Origin of the sequence: Mesorhizobium sp. CA4, assembly GCF_020165075.1 — a bacterium.
In the GTDB taxonomy this organism is placed as follows: domain Bacteria; phylum Pseudomonadota; class Alphaproteobacteria; order Rhizobiales; family Rhizobiaceae; genus Mesorhizobium.
This window is the reverse complement of the sequence record NZ_JAIUHK010000030.1, coordinates 1-19,702: the sequence shown is the minus strand read 5'-3', so window position 1 is coordinate 19,702 and position 19,702 is coordinate 1. Positions and strand designations below refer to the sequence as shown.

Annotated in this window: 12 protein-coding genes; 9 read left to right on the top strand and 3 right to left on the bottom strand. The window is 61.4% G+C overall.

Annotated elements, in window-relative coordinates; genetic code table 11:
* Window positions 1–148 precede the first annotated feature (148 nt).
* Window positions 149–616 (bottom strand): hypothetical protein, encoded by a 468-nt coding sequence (locus LB528_RS22280; protein WP_224716326.1) that lies wholly within the window; start codon window positions 614–616, stop codon window positions 149–151.
* Between the two features lie 318 nt (window positions 617–934).
* Here LB528_RS22280 and glgX point away from each other — a divergent pair, with 318 nt between their 5' ends.
* From glgX to LB528_RS22250, 6 genes are all read left to right on the top strand, one after another.
* Complete coding sequence (gene glgX / locus LB528_RS22275; RefSeq protein WP_411962242.1) at window positions 935–3,040, top strand: glycogen debranching protein GlgX; 2,106 nt, start codon at window positions 935–937, stop codon at window positions 3,038–3,040.
* Window positions 3,033–4,862 (top strand): malto-oligosyltrehalose trehalohydrolase, encoded by a 1,830-nt coding sequence (gene treZ / locus LB528_RS22270; protein ID WP_224716325.1) that lies wholly within the window; start codon window positions 3,033–3,035, stop codon window positions 4,860–4,862. Before glgX ends, treZ begins: the two co-directional genes overlap by 8 nt.
* Window positions 4,846–6,690 (top strand): 4-alpha-glucanotransferase, encoded by a 1,845-nt coding sequence (gene malQ, locus LB528_RS22265; RefSeq protein ID WP_224716324.1) that lies wholly within the window; start codon window positions 4,846–4,848, stop codon window positions 6,688–6,690. The genes treZ and malQ overlap by 17 nt, the downstream gene beginning before the upstream one ends.
* Entirely contained in the window at window positions 6,690–9,326 is a 2,637-nt protein-coding gene (gene treY / locus LB528_RS22260; protein WP_224716323.1) for a malto-oligosyltrehalose synthase, read from the top strand. Before malQ ends, treY begins: the two co-directional genes overlap by 1 nt.
* Before the next feature lie 1,037 nt (window positions 9,327–10,363).
* On the top strand, window positions 10,364–10,663 hold the full coding sequence (locus LB528_RS22255) for a hypothetical protein (protein WP_224516778.1): 300 nt from the start codon (window positions 10,364–10,366) through the stop codon (window positions 10,661–10,663).
* A 28-nt stretch (window positions 10,664–10,691) separates the two neighbouring features.
* Window positions 10,692–14,069, top strand: a complete 3,378-nt coding sequence (locus LB528_RS22250) for a helicase-related protein (protein ID WP_224716322.1) — start codon at window positions 10,692–10,694, stop codon at window positions 14,067–14,069.
* A 99-nt stretch (window positions 14,070–14,168) separates the two neighbouring features.
* Here LB528_RS22250 and LB528_RS22245 read toward each other — a convergent pair whose 3' ends face one another.
* Window positions 14,169–14,525: a hypothetical protein gene (locus LB528_RS22245; RefSeq protein ID WP_224516774.1), complete on the bottom strand. Its 357-nt coding sequence runs from the start codon at window positions 14,523–14,525 to the stop codon at window positions 14,169–14,171.
* 417 nt (window positions 14,526–14,942) lie between these two features.
* Window positions 14,943–15,479: a hypothetical protein gene (locus LB528_RS22240; protein ID WP_224516772.1), complete on the bottom strand. Its 537-nt coding sequence runs from the start codon at window positions 15,477–15,479 to the stop codon at window positions 14,943–14,945.
* 335 nt (window positions 15,480–15,814) lie between these two features.
* On the opposite strand from LB528_RS22240, the gene LB528_RS22235 reads away from it, so the two are divergent.
* From LB528_RS22235 to LB528_RS22225, 3 genes are all read left to right on the top strand, one after another.
* On the top strand, window positions 15,815–17,845 hold the full coding sequence (locus LB528_RS22235; protein WP_224516771.1) for an AI-2E family transporter: 2,031 nt from the start codon (window positions 15,815–15,817) through the stop codon (window positions 17,843–17,845).
* 469 nt (window positions 17,846–18,314) lie between these two features.
* Complete coding sequence (gene cyoA, locus LB528_RS22230; RefSeq protein WP_224716321.1) at window positions 18,315–19,253, top strand: ubiquinol oxidase subunit II; 939 nt, start codon at window positions 18,315–18,317, stop codon at window positions 19,251–19,253.
* Between the two features lie 2 nt (window positions 19,254–19,255).
* Window positions 19,256–19,702 (top strand): cbb3-type cytochrome c oxidase subunit I (locus LB528_RS22225; protein WP_224716320.1); only part of this gene is annotated, 447 nt, incomplete at its 3' end.

Below are 19,702 nucleotides of genomic sequence, written 5' to 3'. Positions count from 1 at the left end.
AAGAAGGTGGACGCAGCCCAGCCGGTCTCGCGGACAAATGTTCCTCTCTTGGACTCGGTAGCTCGGGATCGCTATCGACCTTTCGTTCGAAACGGACGGCCGTTGCCAACACCGGCCACGCCGGCCAGCGATGACCGATCGAGAGGCCTCAGCCATTCCACCAGGCCCCGGAGCCTGGTGTGGTCGGAGCGTCGGGGGAAGCCATCGGTTCCTCCGGCCGCGATTGCGGTTCAGAGGTATTCTGTTTGTGGGCATTGATTGCATCGGCGAGTTGAGCCCAGGCCTTAGCTAACAGGGCTGGCTCGTCGAAATCGCTGTCTCCGGCTTGCACTACGATCACGACCTCCGCCGCCTCGCCTGATCGGGACCTGATACTCACTCCATGCGAAAGCTTTGACGAGGATTCCTGATCTGACATTAAAACCGCCTCACATGTTGCGCCCGCTTCAATCTCTCGTCGGAGCTGATTGGAGCGGGCATTGATGTCGTCGATGATCTTTGTGAGGGCGAGCAGTTCTCGGCTTCCCTCCCCGTCGGCGCCAAGCACGCTCGTCGTCAGCTCCTGAAGCTTCTGACCGTCGGCACGCAATCCTTCGAATATCGCTCTGGCGCTCACATTCGCCTTCCATGCCTCAGCCGATGTTGGACGGCATTGCCCAGGACCAAAACAGCGCGCCGCAGTCCACCGCGCGGTGGTTCCCTGCCGCAGCCGTCATCTGCTCTGGCGGAAGCTTCTCCGGCTCAACCTTCTGCTCTCTGTGCGTGCCCGCCAGGTTACTACTCTCGCGCTCGTTTGCCATTGGAGTCCCTTCAACTATCGATTCTGCGACCTGCGCCCGTTCAACTGTTGACCGCCGGGCTTGTTCCGCCCGGACCCAAATTCAGCGAGGACGTGGAACCTCCTTACCCTTCGGAGGTTCGTTGCCTGACTGCGATGGGGACTTTGGTGGGAATCCGAAACACAACATTCACCAAACCCGGTTTGCCGTTTCCGCTTGGCGCGACATGGGACGGCTCCGGGACGAATTTCGCTCTGTTCTCTGCCAATGCGACCAAGGTGGAGCTTTGCCTGTTCGACCAAACGGGCCGTCGCGAGCTCGATCGTGTCCTTCTGCCCGAGCACACCGAGGAAGTCTGGCATGGCTACCTTGCGGAAGTCAGGCCCGGGCAGCTCTACGGCTATCGTGTGCACGGCCCCTATGCGCCCGAGGCCGGCCATCGCTTCAACCCCAACAAGCTGCTGCTCGATCCTTATGCCTTGGAATTGCGAGGTGACCTTCGATGGCACGACGCCGCGTTCGGCTACCGCATCGGCGGCGCCCGCGCCGATCTCGGCATCGACCGGCGGGATTCTGCTTTCGTCATGCCCAAATGCGTGGTGGTCGATCCCGCGGTCACATGGGGCAACGACATCCGCCCGAGAACCGCTTGGCAAAATACGATCATCTACGAAGCACATGTGAAAGGGCTGACGGCCAGGCACCCGGCGCTGCCGGAGCAGTTGCGCGGCACCTTCGGTGGTCTGGCCGACCTGCGGGTAATCGATCACCTTGTGAAACTCGGCGTCACGGCTGTCGAGCTGATGCCGGTCCAGACATTCTTCGACGACCGGTACCTGATCGAGCGCGGGCTCAAGAATTTCTGGGGTTACAATACTATCGGTTTTTTCTCGCCGGCGCCGCGATACCTATCGCCCGGCAGCAACCTTCATGAATTCAAACTAATGGTAAGGCGCCTGCACGAGGCCGACATTGAAGTTATTCTCGATGTCGTCTACAACCACACTGCGGAAGGCAACCAGATGGGGCCCACCCTGTCCTTCCGCGGCATCGACAACGCCAGCTACTACATGCTTGCGGATGACCGCCGTTACTATTTTGACACAACGGGGTGCGGCAACACGCTGAACCTTCGTCATCAGCGCGTCTTGCAGATGGTGATGGACTCCCTGCGGTACTGGGTCGAGCAGTGCCATGTCGACGGTTTCCGCTTCGATCTCGCCAGTTCACTGGGACGCGACCGCGAGACTTTCGAACCTGACGGTGTTTTCTTCGGCGCAGTCCGCCAGGACCCTGTGCTCTCCACGGTAAAGCTGATCGCAGAACCCTGGGATCTTGGGCCTGACGGGTATCAGGTGGGCGGTTTCCCCCCGGGATGGGCAGAGTGGAACGGCAGTTTCCGCGATGTCGTGCGCGGCTTCTGGAAGGGCAACGAGGCTCTCGCCGGCAAGCTCGCAGGCAAGCTGCTGGGGTCTTCGGACCTTTTCGAGAAGCGAGGCCGGCGACCATGGTCGAGCGTCAACTTCGTGACTGCCCATGACGGGTTTACGTTGCTCGACCTCGTCAGCTTCAACCACAAGCACAATGAGGCCAACCAGGAGGATAACAGGGATGGCCACTCGGACAACCTGAGCTGGAACTGCGGATCCGAAGGGCAAACGGACGATCCTCAGGTACTCGATTTGCGCGACCGGATGAGACGCAATCTCATTGCAACGGTGCTCCTGTCCCAAGGGACGCCGATGCTCCTTGGGGGCGATGAGATCGGCCGCAGCCAGGGCGGAAACAATAATTCCTATTGCCAGGACAATGAAATGAACTGGCTCAAATGGGACGAGATAGGCGAACGCGACGCGGCTTTCCGGAAATTTGTCAGCGGCGTTATCGCGATCCGTCGTTCGCGACCGCTGCTGCGGCTGGACCGCTTCCTGCATGGCCGGCCAACGACAAATGGCGAGCCGGACATTACCTGGCTGCGGCCTGACAGCGAGGCAATGGACGACCAGGATTGGATCAACCCGCACACCCGCACGGTTGCGGCCAGGCTGAGCAACAGCCGCGGCTCCTTGCTCCTGCTTCTCAATGCTCATTACGAAACCGTGCGCTTCGCGCTGCCCTCGTTCACCGGACCTGGCTGGCAGCTCCTGATCGACACCGCGAGCGGCACTGCCAGCCCGCTGGGCGGCGAGCTTCCGAAGAGCGAAGCCTGGGAGTTAGATGGCCGTTCGCTCGTCGTTCTGGAGGCTCCTCATCATGCCTGAGGCTCCGTCCGATTTTCGCATTTTCCCGAAGCAGTGGGGCGCCGAGTTCGTAGGCTCCGGCGATGTCCACTTCCGGATTTGGGCGCCCGGAGTCGATACACTGTCGCTGCGCTTGGGCGACAAGGTAACGCCGATGAGCTGCGACGACCAAGGATGGTACGAAATACTGGCGTCGGGGGTTCAGCAGGGCTCGACATATGGTTTCGTTCTGCCCGATGGCCGGCTTGTGCCGGATCCGGCCTCGCGGGCACAATCCGGTGACATTCATTCACCCTCACTGCTGGTCGATCCAAGCTCCTACCAATGGCGAGCGAGAGACTGGAGTGGCAGACCCTGGCGCGAGGCCGTCATCTATGAGCTTCATGTCGGAACATTCACGCCCGAGGGTACCTTCAGCGCAGCGGCCAGGAAACTAGATCACCTCGCAGGCCTGGGCGTCACAGCTGTCGAACTCATGCCTGTCGGTCAATTCCCGGGAACTCGAGGCTGGGGCTACGATGGCGTTCTGCCCTATGCTCCGCATAATGCCTATGGCCCCCCCGACGCGTTGAAGGCGTTGGTCGACGCCGCGCACGAACGCGGCCTGATGATGCTCCTCGACGTGGTCTACAACCACTTCGGTCCGGAAGGTAATTATCTGCCAAGCTATGCCCCTGAGTTCTTCGACAACGGGCGCCGCACGCCGTGGGGCGCCGGAATCGCCTATCAACGCCCGGCTGTGCGGCGGTTTTTCATCGACAACGCGCTCTATTGGGTCGAAGAGTTCAACTTCGATGGGCTGAGGCTCGATGCCGTGGACCAAATCCAGGATCCGTCGCGCCCCGAGTTGTTGCTGGAACTCGCTGAAGCCGTCCGCCAGGAATTTCCCGAGCGCCACATCCACCTCATCACCGAAGACAATCGCAACGTGACGTACCTCCATGAGCGAGCGGATGGGCGATGCCACCACTATACTGCGGAATGGAATGATGACTTCCACAATGCCGCGCACGTGGTGCTGACCGGAGAGAGCGAAGGATATTACGCCGACTTTTCGGCCGACCCGATCGGCCAATTGGCCCGGTGTCTAGCCGAGGGTTTTGCATTCCAGGGCGAGCCATCCGGTCCAGAGAAGAAACCGCGGGGCGAGCCAAGCGGTCACCTCCCGCCAACAGCTTTCGTGGACTTCCTGCAAAATCACGATCAGATCGGAAATCGGGCGAGAGGCGAGCGTCTCTCCTGCTTGGCCGACCGACTAATGATCGAGGCACTGACGGCGATCCTGATCCTTTCTCCACACATCCCGCTGATCTTCATGGGAGAAGAATGGAGAGAGACGCGGCCCTTCCTCTTCTTCACCGATTTCACCGGCTCCCTGGCCAAGGCGGTGCGCGACGGACGCCGGAAAGAGTTCGAGCATTTCGCGGCCTTTCAGGGAGAGAATGATGAGACGCAGATCCCGGATCCCAACGCATTGGAGACGTTCCATTCCAGCAAACTGGACTGGACGCGGGCCACCCGTGAGAGGGAATGCCGGCAAGAGTTCATCCAGAACCTTCTTGGTCTGCGCAAACAGCACATCGTGCCCTTGCTCCATGATGTGGGCGGCCAAGGCCGTGTAACGAAAATCCAGGACGCTGCATTCGCGATCGAGTGGTCTTTCGACGACGTCCAACTGCATCTGCGAGCGAACCTTGGCAAGCGGTCGGCGCAACTGCCTCCGCCACGCGGCCACATCGTCTTCCCCAATCCTGAGCAGATCCCAGCGGCCGGCGAAACCGAGTTCGAGCTCGCGCCGGGAACCGTCATCGTTTCGGTATCCAATGATGTCGTCGATCGATGAGTTGTCCCAACGCTACGGCATAGTTGCGTCTTATCCCGGTGGTGACGGGCAGCCGGTACTAGTATCTGAAGAAACCCGCCGTTGTTTCGTTGCAGCACTCGGTGGCGGCGACCTCGATTACGAGGCTGGCGTGATCGGTCAGACCCGCAACGAGCCACCCGATCGCCCCCGGACCGCTCCTGAATGCTATTTCCCTGATTGGCTGCGTGAACGTAAGGCCTGGGGCCTTGCAGCCCAGCTCTACGAACTGCGTTCCGCGAGGAACTGGGGCATTGGTGACTTCGAGGATCTCGGCAGGCTGTGCGAGATCGTCGCCGATGCCGGAGCGCAGTTCGTCGGCCTCAACCCGCTTCACGCGTTGTTTCTCGCTGAACCGGACCGGTGCAGTCCCTTCTCGCCGTCCGACCGACGCTTCCTGAACCCGCTCTACATAGCCGTCGATCGCGTGGCGGGATTCGATGGCGCCATGGCCGGCGAGGCGGAGCTCGAGCGGCTGCGGACACAGGAATTGGTAGACTACGACGGTGTTGCGAAAGCCAAGCTCGAAGCACTTTTGTGGATTTGGCGAAGCCGGCCCGATGCCTCTGCGGATGCCTTTCTGACATTCAAAGCCGAGGGCGGGGACCCCCTGCGCAGGCACGCGCTATTCGAGGCATTGTCGTTGCACATGAAGGCCGCCGGTTATGGGGCGGGTTGGAAAAGCTGGCCCGACGGCTTTCACCGCTTCGATGATCCCGACGTAATGGCCTTCGGCGAGACGCATGCGGAGCGGATCGACTTCCATATCTGGCTTCAATGGATCGCCCGGGACCAGTTGGCTCGCGCCGCTGCCCGCGCCAAGGCAGCGGGCATGCAGATCGGGCTGTATCTCGATTTCGCAGTTGGCGAGGCGCAGGATGGTTCCGCAACCTGGAGCGATCCTCTGCTTGCTGTCCATGGCATTCAGATCGGGGCGCCCCCGGACGTGTTCAGCGCCGGCGGCCAGGATTGGGGATTGTCGCCGCTGTCGCCGTTGAAGCTTGCCGAACATGATTTCGCAGCTTACCGGGCCCTGATCCGCAGCGTCATGGATCAGGCTGGCGCGATGCGCCTCGACCATGCCATGTCGCTGATGCAGCTCTTCTGGATTCCGCAGGGTCGTTCGGCAGCCGAAGGGGGGTTCGTCCGCTATCCCACCGAAGGTCTGCTCAACGTGCTTGCGTTCACCTCGCAGGAGAACCGCACAATGATCATCGGCGAAGATCTCGGCCACGTACCGGACGGCTTTCGCGCGTTGATGGCCAAGACGCAGATTTCCTCTTACCGAATTCTTTACTTCGAAAAAGCGGGACCGCGATTTCGTCCCGCGCGAATGTGGCCTGCGCTGGCTCTTGCCTGTCTGTCGACGCATGATCTCGCGACGCTGAAGGGATGGTGGTCCGGCAGCGATGTCAGCCTGCGGCTGCAGCACCGGTTGATCGACGCTACGGCGGCAAAGCAGCAGACGAGACAGCGTCTTTCCGAGCGGAAGACGCTGCTGCGTACATTTCTCGAAAACGCGCTTTTGGCGCGAGCCGATTATCATCGGCTGAAGCAGGCCGCCCGACCGGACGAAAGCTCGTTTGAAGCACTCGCCGTCGCGGCTCACCGGTTCATCGCCCGCACCCCATGCAGGCTCGCCAGCATGCGGCTCGCCGATGCCGTTGGCGAACAGGAACCAACCAATCTGCCTGGCACCTCCAAAGAGTATCCAAACTGGCGGCGCAAGCTCAACGTCGACATCGAAGAACTAGCCTCTCTGTCGCTTTATCGGGCAATCACCGCCGCATTCGCGAAGGAACGTGCGTGATGCATATACCGATCGTCGCCACGTACAGGCTGCAGTTTCGCAACGGCATGACATTCTACAGAGCGGCAGAGATCATCCCCTATCTGAAGCAACTCGGGATCAGTCATCTCTATGCCTCTCCAATCTTCTCGGCGGAAACCGGATCGACGCACGGCTACGACGTGGTAGATCACAACGAAATCGACCCGGCTATCGGCGGCATCGATGGTTTTCGCAGGCTTCATCGGGCGCTGCGGAGTCACGACATGGGGCTCATCCTGGATATCGTGCCCAACCATATGGCCGCGTCGCTCGAAAACCGGTGGTGGCGCAGCGTGGTCGAGCGTGGCAAGGCCAGTCCGTTCGCAGGCCATTTCGACATCGATTGGGGCAGGAAGCTCACACTCCCTCGCCTTGGACGACCTTACCGCGAAGCACTCGAGGCCGGCGAACTGAGGATTGAGGCGGATGCGAAGGAAAGTTGCCTGGCGCTTGGCTACTTCGACAGCAAGCTGCCGCTGCTGCCCGCAAGCTACCGGCTGATCGCGGAGCGCTTGGAAGGCGACGTGGCAACAGCCCTCCGCGATGTTGCGCTGATCGGCGAGCGCCCGGAAAGGGACGCAGATTTCCACGACGCAGTAGGAGTACTTCTTGCCCGCGACAACCATGTGCTTGCGGAGAGTCTGGACGCCCTTTCTCGCGAGCTCGGTTTAATCGACGACCTGCACAAGCAGCAGCCCTGGGAACTTATCTATTGGAGGGACGCTCGCCGAAATCTTTCCTACCGGCGCTTCTTCGAGGTCACGGGACTGGTCGGCGTCCGCGTCGAGGATGGGCAGGTATTCGCAGATGTCCACCGGCTGGCGCTGTCGCTTGTCGCCGAGGGCCTGGTGAATGGCTTGCGCATAGATCATGTGGATGGGCTCGCCTGCCCGACGAGCTATTTACGCAAGTTACGACAGGAGGTAGGGCCGGACATCCCGGTGTTCGTGGAGAAGATACTGGCGGAAGGCGAAGAACTGCCGGGCGAATGGCCGATCTCCGGCACCACGGGGTACGAGTTCATTCCAACTGTCGCCGATCTGCTTGCCGACGTCGACGGTCTCGCGGAACTGGTACGGGACTACGAACGCTTCATCGGACGACATGTCGACCTTGATGCGGAGACGCGCGAGGCCAAGCGCCTGATCCTCAGGCGAAACTTCGAAGGCGAGTTGGCGGCGCTTGTGCGGCTGGCCCAGGAAATCCGCCAACGCGCTGAAGTGCAACAGGCCGGAGACGACGACATCCTGAACTCGATCGCTGAGATTATCGTAGGCTTCGATGTCTACCGCACCTATGCGGAGCCTGGTCGGTGGACCGGACGAGACGAAATCGAACTGGATCGAGCAACCGCCTCCGCGCTGGCCTCGGGTCGAGCCGATCCGGAGCTGATTGCCTTCATTAAAGCAATGCTGTCGGGAGCCGGCGACGAGGACGCCACCACCTTTTTTATCCGTTTTCAGCAGTTGACAGGTCCGGTCATGGCCAAGGCTGTCGAAGACACCCTCTATTACCGGGTCAACCCCTTCATCGCCGACAATGAGGTGGGCTGCTCTCCGGGCAGCGCAAGGGGCGGTGTTCGTCAATTCCATCGCCGCATGGCAAGCTGGGTCAAGGGGCGCTCCGGCATGCTGGCCACGGCGACGCACGACACCAAGCGGGGGGAGGATGCCCGCACGCGGCTTTACAGCCTCACCTGTGCGCCTTCGGTCTGGGCCGACTCGGTCGGGCGCTGGGCGAAGATAAACGAGGAAAACCGGAGAGCTCTTCCAGGCGGCTTCGCGCCGGAACCGGACGTGGAATGGCTCCTCTATCAATCTCTGGCAGGCGTCTGGCCACCCTTGCTCAGGATCGAAGACGAACACGGGCTGGCTGAACTGTCCGGCCGTTTTCTTCCCTATGTCGAAAAGGCTTTGCGCGAAGCAAAGCTCCGCACGGACTGGCTTGATGCCGACGAGGCATACGAGAAAGGCGTGCTGAGCTACGCGAGGGCTCTTCTTGAACCGGCCAACCGCACCTTCCTCGAAGACTTCGCTGCAACATTGCGGCCATTCGTGGAGGCCGGAAGCATCAACTCGATTACCCAGACGCTCGTAAAGCTCACGGCTGCGGGCATTCCGGATTTTTACCAGGGCTCCGAAGGGCTCGATTTCAGCCTTGTCGATCCAGACAATCGCCGTCCGGTCAACTTCGCAAATCTTGAACGCCGCCTCAATCAGCAGCAGGCCGCACCCGGTTGCGAGTATACGCTTGTCGACGGAAGCTTCAAACAATGGATGATAAGTCGGGCCTTGGCGTGCCGACGCGAAAACGAAACGCTCTTCGCGCGGGGCACATATCGGCCTGTCGAGATCGTGGGATCCGAGTCAAATCGCTTCACAGCCTTTCTCAGGGAGCTTGACGATCACGCCGCGTTGGTCGTCGTGCAGCGACGGGCTTTCGGGCGCGAGTCCGATGGCTTGCGGTCGACCTTTCTTCTACTGCCCGAACGATATGACGGCGGCACCTTCGAGGGGATTCTCACCGGCACGTCTTTTCAGGGTCAAACGTTTCTGCCGATCGGAATCCCTCTCGGCGGACTGCCCACTGCGCTCGCACTCGCGAGGCTTCGATAAGTCGGGTCCAAACAGCCTCTGGTGCTGGCAGGCGATTTCAATTCGGTGTCTACAAGCCCGAGCGCTGGTTGGAGGATGCTCTGTTCGCGCCTGAGGCGCGCGCCGCCTACGCGAGGCTGCTCAAACGAGGCTTGGCCGACGCGCTGCGCGCGGGCCGTCCCGGTGGGAAGATCTACACGTTCTGGGATTTATCCGCAACGCCTCGGCCGCAACGCCGGCCTGCGCATCGACCACCTTCCGCAGAGGCCGTCGCTCAAGAAGCGATTAGTCGACGCCCAGGTCGACATCGAGGTGCGCGGTGGGAAAGGAGCAGCGGACTACGCGCCTGTATGGATCGAACTGTCAGACAAGCCCGCACCAAAGGTTGCACAGAGAGGTCGCTACGCGCCCGTGGACTAGCCGGCCAACCCGCGCTGAACGGTGATGACGACTGCCGACGGAATGCCCTTCTTCCACGACGCCGAGAATATCTGATGTCTAGCCGAGTGGGTTCGCACCTTTGCGTTCATCGTACTGCGCCGGCACTCGGAAGTTCTGGCTGCCAACCAGAGCAATGCCATTTCGGAGGAATATCGCTGGTTCGGCGTATGGCAGGCTTGGTAGAGTTTTGCCCCAGACCTGCCGGGCCGCTTTCCACCCCGCCCCCGTCAGCCGAATTTTAGTTCACGCCTAGTGAACCCGCCCGGAGGCAGGTCGCCTTGCTCCCAAAGCTGCTTGCCCAAATTGACAAACTCGGCAGCGACATAGCGATCCCTTCATAAGCACCGGAGTAGCCTGGCCCGGATCATGCTGCTAGCTGATCATTCCGGCGGCTGGTCTGGGTCCCCTCGTGCCATTCCACGGTTGGCCCGCTGCTAACAGCTGCGCACCCGCTGAGAAGTTATGTGTCGACACCGGCCTGTCGACCAAGCGGAACAACCGCGTGGCCAGGCCCGGCATTAGCTTATGCAGCGCATGGCTGCACAGTCCCTGCGCCGTCGAACTACCGTCCGCACCGCTTCTGGACCCTCGCCAACATCGGCTACAAAAGCCCAGTCTTGGAATCCCTCGGCGTCACCTATTTCGCGCTTCGTCTTGAACTTTGCTTGCCGACCCACGTTGAGCGGGAGCAGACCCATCCAGCGGACCCAAATGACCAATCAATTGAGAGCTGGAGCGATACCTATCGCCCAGCCGAGCTTGCAAAGATGTTTGGTTTGACCATCGAGCAGGCGAAGATCGTAATCGGCTCGAATGGGCCTTCGAAACATGGTTGCGAGGTGGGTGCCCAAGCCTTCCGTAATGCCTTGAAAATGCGAAGCGGGCGGCAGACATCCCGTCGCCGCAACGGCGGTTAGATGGCTTCTCTGTGCGGATCGAGAGGGCGTGCTTGTTCAATCGGGGGTTCGATCTCTACCGGGGAGCGCAGCAGGTGATCTTGCTTCAGGCATTTCGAATGCCAAAGGGGAAACATTATCTCGGCCGGAGACCCGACGACTCGCCGGCGAAAAAGTCCAGCCGGCCGCGCTGGCGAGTGTCCCCCTGGCCAGGATGTCGGAGAGCGAAGTAGCGCGCGTGCACCGCAAGGAGATCAGTGCCGACATGACACCGTTGAACCCAGTGGGCGCTGTGGCAGCAATGATGCACCGCCGCATCCGCACGTGCGTTGCACCGATCCTTTATATCGCACAAGACACCCGCAGAGCCGAGCAGCTAACAACAATCCTCAAGACGATGGCCGGCGAGTTGGCGGCTGCGTTTTATCCGCGTTGGGATGGTTCAGCAGCTGACGCTATTCCGGCGAGCGCGGAAGCGGTTGGGCGGCGCATGAGCGTCCTGCGATGGCTGTTGGATCGAGACAAGCGGCCGCGCGTGCTCGTCAGTACACCTGAGGCACTTTTGCGCCGTGTCCCTCCTCGTGACATCTGGAATAACGTTCACCTCGAATTCCAAGCCGGCGACGAGGTGGTCGCAGAGGATGTTCAGGATAGGCTGCAAGAAATCGGATACGTATTCGACGACCGCGTCGACGAGCCCGGCGAAGCAGCGATCCGTGGCCGCGTGATAGAGGTGTTCCCTGCCGCCTCGCCCCGCCCCTGCCGCATCGAAATAGAGAACAGCACTATCATCTCGATCCGCTCCTATGATCCTTTGTCGCAGCGCTCAGTCGCGGAAGCCAGGCACCTCATCGTGGATCCGGCGTCGGAATCGGTCCCGGTCCACGGCACGTCGCCGGATGGTCTCACCCGGCCGGGCGAGACCCTTTTCGACTATCTCGATGATGCCGAGGTGATCGCCGAGCGTGGCGCCAATCAGCGGGGTCTGGATGCCATCTCAGCGCTGCAGGAAGATGGCGAGAACATGTCCGACTTCCTCTCCCGGGATGAGTGGGAATCCATCTCCAGCAAGATCGCCGCTGAGGTGCTGAACGATCCCGACGCAAAGACGCAAATACCCGTTTTCGCCCGAGAAGCCGATGCTGCTGGTGCCTTGCGATCTTTTGCGGAAAATCTGATCGCAGAGGGATTGCGGGTCGTTCTCATCGGACCGGCCGGACATGTGCTGCAGCTGTGGAGGCGGCGTGTCGAACGCGCCTTGGCGTTGCCGCTAGCTCCCCAGGACGATTGGGAGGCCGTGTGCACAGCGCCATCTGCGTGCTTGTATGTAGCCCCAATCGAGCATGGCTTTGTTGATCGTGAGGACATGCTTCTTTGTGTCGCGCTGAGAGATCTTGCTGGACAGGCACTCCCAGTTCACCAGCCTCGGAATGATTTATCGCACTACCCGGACGCCCAGCTTCGCTTCGGCGACGTGGTGGTTCATTTCGAACACGGCATCGGCATTCTGGAAGGGCTTGAGCCCGCAATCGGAGATGATGAAGCGCTGCGCCTGCGTTACGCCGATGACGCCGTCCTGCTGGTCCCGCTGCGGGAAATCGGGAAGCTGTGGCGGTATGGCGGCGCCGAAACGGAAGTCACGCTTGACCGCCTCAAGGGTGACGCCTGGAGACAACGCCGCGACAAGACAGTGGCGAGGATCGAGCAAACGGCCAAACGGATGGTGCGAATGCTCGGCGAGCGCGACCTACGCCGGGCCACGCCGCTCAACCCCGACCGGGTACAATTTGAACGCCTCTGCGCCGGCTTTCCATACGATCTGACCCTGGGGCAAGCCGATGCCTCTGCCGCCATCGCCACGGACCTCGCCTCCGGCCGGCCGATGAACCGGCTTCTTTGCGGAGATGTCGGTTTCGGCAAGACCGAGATCGCCGTGCGCGCCGTAGCCGCTGCGGTCTTCTCGGGGCGGCAGGCGGCGCTGGTCGCTCCGACCACGGTCCTTGCCCGCCAGCACTTCGAGCTGTTCAGAAGGCGTTTCAGGCGACATGGCATCGAGGTTGCAATGCTGTCTCGCCTGCAAACCGTGTCCGAGACCCGCCGAACGAAAGCCAGCCTAGCGGAGGGCTCAGTCCGAATTCTTGTGGCTACCCATGCCATCTGCGCCAAGGACGTCCGGTTTAAGGATCTGTCACTCGTCGTGATCGATGAAGAGCAGAGATTTGGGATGCGCCACAAGAAGGCGATGCGCGATCTGGCCCGAGGACAGCACGTCCTTTCGATGACAGCAACGCCCATTCCGAGGACGCTACAAGCAGGCTTCGTGGGGCTCATGGATTTGAGTGTCATCACCACGCCACCGGTAAGACGTCGCCCGATACGGACAGCGACGGTGACGTTCGAAACCGAAATCGTGCGAAAAGCGCTGCGCGCTGAAAAAGAGCGGAGCGGGCAAAGCTTGATTGTGTGCCCGCGCATCGAGGACCTCGCTCCGCTTTCCAGACGCATCAACGACATGGTCCCCGAGCTCTCACTCACGGTTCTTCATGGCGACATGTCAGGTGCGAAAATCGATCGTGCGATGCTCGACTTTGCTGCGGGCAAGGGCGACATATTGTTGGCAACCAACATAGTTGAGAGCGGCCTCAATGTTCCAGGAGCCAACACAATCATCGTTTATAAGCCCGAGCGGTTTGGCCTTGCCCAGCTCCATCAGCTACGGGGTCGCGTGGGACGTGGCTCTCGCCGGGCAAACATGCTGATGGCGCTAGAACCCGGCGCTGACGTGTCCGAGGGTGCGCGACGTCGGTTCCAGGCGTTGGAGCAGTTCAATGCCCTCGGCTCGGGGTTTGACATCAGCACTCGCGACCTCGACATCCGCGGTGCCGGCGACTTGCTAGGCAAAGAGCAAGCCGGACACCTTTATGCAATCGGTTTGTCGCTCTATCGAAGCCTGCTCGAGCGTGCTCTTGCCAAAGTTCGAGGCGAAAGAACAGAAGCAGCGAACCGCGCTGAAATTGACCTTGGCTTTACTCCCGCCATTCCGATTGACTACATCCCCCATCCCGAACTGCGGATCGAGTTAGCCGCCGCGCTCGATAGGGCCGAAAGCGAAGTTGCGCTCGCCCAAACTCGTGAGGAATTCAGCGATCGGTTTGGGCCGATCCCGTCTTCGCTCGAGACAGGCTTCGCCCTTGCGTCGCTTCGAATTCGCGCGACGATGCTTGGAATTAGCAAAATCGATGGCGGACCCAAGGGGGTTGCGCTGAGACTTCCTGCCGAGCACGCGGCAGAGCTGCAGAAGCGCCTCAAAATTGGGAAAAACGATCCGCTCCGATGGTCGGCCCATCGGCTCATTCTTGACCACGGCACCGATGTGCGAGAGGAGAGGCTGGCCGCAGTTGAAAGCCTTCTGGACCGGATCGCTTGACCGCTTTGCATGCCAGAATCGACGCTCTGTTAGGCTGTCGGAAATGGTTTCCACGGCACGGCGCTGACTGAGCAACCATTGAGGCATTGGCCGAGTGAGCTACTGCGAGGCGGGCTGTGACGGTTGCTTGCCCGGTTGGTCGCCGCCTGTGCTGGATCGAGGCGTTGGGTCCCTGTCCACCTGTGGATTCCGGTCGACGGGGGCGACGTTCATATTATCGGCTTTGGACTTTGCCGGATCAGCTTCCGCGGGATTCGGACTGGCGGTCGAGGGCGCCTGACCATTCTCCTGCGGCGCCGGCTTTTCCTGGGTTGCAGGCGTCTTTGCCTGCTCACCATACATCTCTGCAATGCCCCACGCGATGATCGCCAGCACCAGCCCACAGATGAGAACGGCAAGGACCGGAAGTCCGCGGCCACCCTGGCGCGCTTTCTTTTCGGGGATGTCATCGGCCATCGAAACACCATTTCGGAGAGGGATGCGCGTGCTGGCAGCACGCCCCAGGATTCTGCTGCGACTAACCAGTGATTCCGACGGATGTTCCCCAATTGACCAATCAAGAAGCTACGGCGGGGGATGTACGTAAGGCGCCGTCGTCGTGCGCAGCTTCGACTTGGGCACTGACGTTAACTCAGCTCCGCAGGAAGGAAGCCATGATTGAAAGGCCACGGTGTCGGAGGGAGCGCATTCCAGCCATGTCGCGCACGCGGCCTCGAGCAACGGAGGTCCTCCTCTTCCAAGTTGCCACGGCTGCCATAAGCTGTAGCGGCCTTGCTATCCTTTCACGGGCGTTTCACCGAGGCGCGGCGCAGTTTCGCTCGTCTTCCTTCGACACCATGCCTTCACGCCGGTCACGTCGACCCGGTGGAACACTCAGTCGCCGGTGCCCGGCATGGCCTCGCTGAACTGGATCCGATGTTCGGGTGGCATCAACGTGGAGGATCGCGCGGCGCCGCCGGGTGCCGTCGCGATCGTTTGATCACCTGCGTTCAGTAGCCGTGCTGTTTGACTCTTGAAGCCAAAGGTCGCCCTTCGGAGGACTCCTGAAGAGCTTCGGTTCCATAGGCTGGATGAAGTAAGCTCGCCCCTGCCCACGGGCTTACACATGTGCACCAAATCACTCGGGTTCAAATTCAACAGCATGGAGTGAATCTGTCCTATTAGCAGTAGCTGACTCGACAACGGAACAATTTCAGGGGGCCGGCATTGTTGGACTAATTCAACCGAGGGCCTGCCAATGTCCATCATTGAGAGCATCACCGGCATTTTCTCGTCGAAGGAGGAGCCGAAAAAGGCGCGTGCAAGAAAGGCTGCGCCGAAGAAGACCGCCGCCAAGTCGTCAGCAGCGAAGAAGACTGGTGCAGCTCCGGCGATGTCGGCCCACTCGAAAGGCGCTGCCTCAAAGAGCAAGTCAGGGCAGCCGAAAGCGCCGGACAAGAAGAAGGCAGTCGACTGACCGAAGAGAACCCCGCAGAAGCGGGTTCCTTTAGCAGATCGCGGCTTGAGACTGCTCAGGGCTGCTTCCGTGCCGGCACCAAAAGCCGTTGGCGCTGCGCGAACGCTTCGTCCGAAATTGTGTCATTTCGGACTCCACCTTGCCGGGGGGCCTAGATCCGGCAAAATCCTTCCTCCGCATAAAACCGTGTCCCGAGCTATTTATTAGCGCATCTGCAACCCACCGGGCCACGGCGCGTTGCACGCGGCGAACATATCGGATCATTACCAGGCAATATGGAGTCTCGGTGGTGGCGGCCAATCGTAGTAATGGAGTGTCGGAGCCGAGGCTGGCGAGCCTGCTCGCCGCTTCCAGAGGGCATCCGCGCACGGTGTTGCCGACAGTGGCGAGCGTCGTCACCATTGTCGCCGCACTTTATTTCGGGCGCGAGGTGTTTCTGCCGATCGCGGTCGCGCTGCTCTTGACCTTCGCCATCGCGCCGGTCGTGTCCTGGCTGAAGCGCGCCGGCGTCCCTCGCATCGTCGCCGTCATCGCCAGTGTGGCGGGGGCCTTTGCCGCGCTGTCGCTGTTCGCCTTCATCGTCGCCACCCAGGTCAGCGATCTCGCGCAGAACATCCCGGTCTACCAGATCAACATCCTGACCAAGGTGCGCGCTTTGAAGGAAAGCGGCCTCGGCGGGGGGATCGTCTCGCGCCTCAGTGGCGTCATCGAGCGCGTCGGCCAGGAGATCGACCGTCAGGAACCGCAGCTGCCTTCCGCCGCCCAAGCGCCGACGCGCGATCCGATTCCGGTCGAGGTCGTCGCACATGAGAAGCCCCTGGAAGTGCTGCAGAACCTGATTGGGCCGCTGATCAGCCCCCTGGCTTCCGCCGGCCTGGTGATCATCGTCGTCATCTTCATGCTGATGGAGCGGGAGGATTTGCGCGACCGCTTCATCCGCCTCGTCGGCTATGGCGACCTCCATCGCACCACGCAGGCCCTGCAAGACGCCGGCAAGCGCGTCGGCCAGTATCTGCTGATGCAGTTGGTGGTGAACACCGTCTACGCGGTGCCCATCACCGTCGGGCTATGGGTGCTTGGCATTCCCAACGCAGTGCTCTGGGGCCTCCTGGCGCTCGCGCTGCGCTTCGTGCCGTATATTGGGCCGATCGTAGGCGCGCTGCTGCCGCTGTTCCTGGCGCTGGCGGTGGCGCCCGGCTGGTCGCTGCTTTTGTGGACCGTCGCGCTTTTCATCGTCGTGGAGCTCATCACCGGCAATGTCATCGAGCCGTGGCTCTATGGCTCGCATACCGGTCTGTCGCCGTTGGCAATCATCGTGGCCGCGATTTTCTGGACCTGGCTGTGGGGGCCGATTGGCCTGGTGCTGTCGACGCCGCTCACTGTCTGCCTGGTGGTGCTCGGGCGGCATGTGCCGCAATTCGAGTTCCTCGACGTGCTGTTCGGTAACGAACCGGTGCTGGAGCCGCATGCTCGACTCTACCAGCGGCTGCTGGCCGGGGATCCCGATGAGGCGACCGATCATGCCGAGGAGATGCTTGAGGAAAAATATTTGTTCCAGTTCTATGATCAGGTCGCCATCCCCGCGCTTCTGCTTGGCGAGCAGGACCGGGGGCGCGGCGTCATGGATGACGAGCAGCGCAGGCAGGTTGCCGACAGCGCGAAGACGCTGGTCGCCAATCTCGACGACAGCGCCCAGCAGGAGGCTGAGGAGGAAGAGGAAGAGCAGGTGGCTGAGGCGCACGTGAAGGCAACAGACAAGAAGACGGCGGAGAAGAAGGTGCTTGATAAGAAGGCTGCCGAAAGCAAGCCTTCCGGGGAAGACCACGAGGAGGAAGACATCGACCTGCCGGACGGCTCCGGCATGGCGGTTCTCTGCGCCGGCGGGCGCGGCGAGCTCGACGATGCGGCCGCCGCCATGCTGGCGCAGGTGCTGGAAGTACAAGGCGCCTCGGTGTCGAAGGCGAGCTTCGCAGACCTCGAGCCTTCGGCTATCCGCCGCCTCGACCTGAAGCCCACCAACGCCGTCCTCATCGGCTTCCTCAACCGCCAGTCCACCCAGCACGCGCGCTTCATGGTGCGCCGGCTGAAGCGCCTTGAACCGAAGCTGCGCGTCGGCATTGTTTTCTGGTCGGAAGGCGGCAATGGCGATGGCAAGGCCGCGGCCGAGCTCGCCAGCACGCTCAACGCCGATTTCGTCGCTTTCGACATGGTTGGCGCCGTAACCGGCGCCCTATCCGCCAAACCGGCGGTCCCGCTCAGAACCACCCACCGCCGCCGCCAGCCGGTGCGCCGGAAGCAACTGCAGGCTGCCGGGAAGTGAGAGTGGCGCGTCTGCTAGTCGGCATGCCAGTGACGAACTACGGGGCCTGACTCTCAACGCCCACAGGCCGGGCGCCAGTTCTCCAACCAGGGCCAAAAGCACTTGGCTCGAGCTTCTTGCAAGCCCCACTCAGGGTCAGATCTGGCCACTGCGATAGGTCCCGCTCTTAACCCATGTAGCAGATTGCCTTGAGACCACTCGGTCAAGGCACTCGCTCGGTGATGCCGCCGATCAGAGCGGCTAGGGCCGCGCGATCGCATCGCCATCGAAAGCCGCCTTTCCTTCCGATCGCCTCAGTGCCCGCACCTCGTCAAAGGAGTGGAACAACCGCCCGCTGTGGCAGTTGGGGCGTGTCTCCGGGAGTTGTACGGCCGTCGGCAGCGAGAGCGTCAGCGCTCGGAGACTTGATCAGAGATTTCGACGCGCGCTTCGTCGGACACGCATTATCCCAAACACGTGACCAATCGTTGTGTTGTTCCCCAGTAGATCCGAACCACTGCGCCCGCTCATCTGGTTGCCTGTAATAGCGGCCCTGCCCGGCTGCGCCGGAGGCGTGCTCGACCCGCAGGGACCGATCGGCGCCGGCAACCGCACCATCCTCTTGAACTCGCTTGCCGTGATGCTGGTCATCGTCATCCCGACATTGGTCGCGCTGCTGGCCTTTGCCTGGATGTTCCGCGCCACGAACCGCAGGGCGCGTTATGATCCGGAATTCACCTATTCCGGCCGCATCGAGCTGATCGTCTGGTCCATCCCGACGCTCACCATCCTCTTCCTTGGCGGACTTATCTACTACGGATCCCATCACCTCGACCCGCGCCGGCCGATCGAGTCCGGCCAGCGCCCGCTGGAGGTTCAGGTGGTGGCGCTCGACTGGAAATGGCTGTTCCTCTATCCGGACCAGGGTGTGGGAACGGTCAACCAGCTGGTCATCCCCGCCGGTGTTCCGGTGCATTTCAGGCTGACCTCGGCCAGCGTGATGAACACCTTCTTCGTGCCGCAGCTTGGCAGCATGGTCTATGTGATGAACGGCATGCAGACCGAATTGCATCTGCAGGCCGACCGCGAAGGCGACTATTTCGGCCTGTCGGCGCATTTCAGCGGCGACGGCTTCTCGGACATGAATTTCCGCGTGCGGGCGGTCTCGGCGGATGCGTTCGCCGCGTGGGCTTCGTCCCTGCATGGCAAGGGCGTAATGGACGCCAACGCCTATCGCGCGCTTGCCCGCCAAAGCATCAACATGCCGCCTACCGCCTTCGGCCAGGTCGAACCGGGCTTGTTCGATGCGGTGCTGCGCCAGGCTCTGCCACCCGGACCGGGACCTGCCGAAACGGCCGCCAGCGAGCCGCAGGTGAGCCCGAAAACCCAGCCGAAGGCCATGACGAACCCGCCCAAAGAAGGAGGATGACGATGCTCGGCAAGCTCGACTGGTCGGCAATTCCCTTCGACCAGCCTATCCCGCTCGGTGCAGCCCTGGTCGTCTTCCTGGCGGCCGCCGGGGTGCTGGTCTGGATAACAGCGAAAGGCTACTGGCCCTATCTCTGGCGCGAATGGATAACGTCGGTCGATCACAAGCGCATCGGCGTCATGTACATCGTGCTGGCGATGCTGATGCTTCTGCGCGGCTTCGTCGACGCCATCATGATGCGCACCCAGCAGGCGCTCGCCATCCACGGGCCGGGCTATCTGCCACCGGAGCATTACGACCAGATCTTTTCCGCGCACGGCACCATCATGATCTTCTTCGCCGCGATGCCTTTCATGATCGGCCTGATGAATTTCGTCGTGCCCCTTCAGCTCGGCATCCGCGACGTCGCTTTCCCGACGTTGAACTCGGTAAGCTTCTGGCTGACGGCG

Excerpts from the sequence above, each read along its gene's own strand:
- glgX (WP_411962242.1), top strand. The coding sequence starts at position 935 with ATGGGGACTTTGGTGGGAATCCGAAACACAACATTCACCAAACCCGGT.
- treZ (WP_224716325.1), top strand. The coding sequence starts at position 3,033 with ATGCCTGAGGCTCCGTCCGATTTTCGCATTTTCCCGAAGCAGTGGGGC.
- malQ (WP_224716324.1), top strand. The coding sequence starts at position 4,846 with ATGTCGTCGATCGATGAGTTGTCCCAACGCTACGGCATAGTTGCGTCT.
- treY (WP_224716323.1), top strand. The coding sequence starts at position 6,690 with ATGCATATACCGATCGTCGCCACGTACAGGCTGCAGTTTCGCAACGGC.
- LB528_RS22245 (WP_224516774.1), bottom strand. The coding sequence starts at position 14,525 with ATGGCCGATGACATCCCCGAAAAGAAAGCGCGCCAGGGTGGCCGCGGA.